At 71.3% G+C, this 1,789-nt stretch carries 1 protein-coding gene; it reads left to right on the forward strand.

The genetic code is table 11. The features are described from left to right. Positions 1-64 precede the first annotated feature (64 nt). Positions 65-1,612, forward strand: coding sequence for a transcription termination factor Rho (gene rho / locus D1643_RS10825; protein WP_160710619.1), 1,548 nt, complete (start codon positions 65-67; stop codon positions 1,610-1,612). Positions 1,613-1,789 lie beyond the last annotated feature (177 nt).

Consider the following 1,789-nt stretch of genomic DNA (forward strand, 5'->3'; position numbering starts at 1 on the left):
GGCCGCCCAGGCCGAGGCCGCGTCCGAGGCCCCCAAGCGCCGCGGGCGCCCGCGCAAGGCCGACGTGGCCGCCCGCGAGGCGGCTGCCGCCGAGGCTGCCGCCAAGGAGCAGGAGGCTCCCCGTCCGGCCAAGCCCGTCGACCGCCCCGCCAAGGGCAACGCCCCGCGCAAGGACGCTGGCGCCCAGCAGCGCGGCAACGGCGGCAACGGCGGAAAGAACGGCAAGCAGCAGGGCGGCAAGCAGAACGGCTCCCAGCGCGACCGCCATCAGGGCAACCAGCAGCGTCGCCAGCGCCACCAGGGCAACCGCGAGATCGTGCCGAGCGTGAGCAAGGACGACCTGGCCGCCCTCAAGGTGGCCGAGCTGCGTGCCAAGGCCGCCGAGCTGGAGGTCGACGCCGCGGGCCTCAAGAAGGCCGACCTGGTAGACGCCGTCTACGACGCGGCGCTCAAGGCGGAGGGCTTCATCGAGGTGTCGGGCGTGCTCGACATCCTGGCCGACGGCTACGGCTTCCTCCGCACGAGCGGCTACCTGCCCGGCGAGCGCGATTGCTACGTGGGCCTGGCCACCATCCGCCGCAACGGCCTGCGCAAGGGCGATGTGGTTACCGGCCAGACGCGTCCCGCCCGCGAGAACGAGAAGTTCGCCGCCATCCAGAAGGTGATCTCGGTCAACGGCGTGCCCGTCGAGGAGCTCGGCGTGCGCCCGAAGTTCGCCGACCTCACGCCGGTCTATCCCGACGAGACCCTCACCATGGAGCACGGCCGCACCACCACCACGGCGCGCGTCATCGACCTGGTGGCGCCCATCGGCAAGGGCCAGCGCGGCCTCATCGTGTCGCCGCCGAAGGCCGGCAAGACCACCATCCTGAAGGACATCGCCTCGGCCATCACGGCCAACAACCCGGACGTGCACCTCATGTGCCTGCTCGTGGACGAGCGTCCCGAGGAGGTCACGGACATGGAGCGCTCCATCCGGGGCGAGGTCATCTCGTCGACCTTCGACATGCCCACCGAGAACCACATCGCCGTCTCCGAGCTCGTCATCGAGCGCGCCAAGCGCCTCGTCGAGCAAGGGCGCGACGTGGTGATCCTGCTCGACTCCATCACCCGCCTGGCGCGCGCCTACAACCTGGCCCAGCCGGCCAGCGGCCGCATCCTGTCCGGCGGCGTGGACTCCACGGCGCTCTACCCGCCCAAGCGCTTCCTCGGCGCCGCCCGCAACATCGAGGGCGGCGGCTCGCTCACCATCCTGGCCTCGGCGCTCATCGACACCGGCTCCAAGATGGACGAGGTGATCTTCGAGGAGTTCAAGGGCACGGGTAACATGGAGCTCAAGCTCGACCGCAACCTGGCCGACCGCCGCATCTTCCCGGCCATCGACCCGGTGGCCTCGGGCACCCGCAAGGAGGAGCTGCTGCTCGACCAGCAGGAGGCGCCGCTCATCTGGGCCGTGCGCCGCATCCTCTCCAACATGAACAACACCGAGCGCGCGATGGACATGCTCATCAAGTCGCTCAAGCAGACCGACACCAACCAGGAGTTCCTCATCCGCACCGCCAAGAAGGCCCAGGGCCAGCACGGCAAGTCGGACGAGGGCTTCGGGTTCTAGCGCGAGGGGAGGGGCCCGATGACCCAGTCAGAGCAGCGGCCTCAGAACGTGTGGCCCGACAACCGCGGCTCCCAGCCGCCTGCGGGGGATGCCGCCCGACCCGGAGCGAGCGCGCCCGCGCCGGCCTACGTGGCTCCCGGCTGGCAGCCCGCCGCCGGCCCGGGCGGCGCGCCCGCC

Source organism: Enterorhabdus sp. P55 (assembly GCF_009911695.1).
GTDB lineage: Bacteria > Actinomycetota > Coriobacteriia > Coriobacteriales > Eggerthellaceae > Enterorhabdus.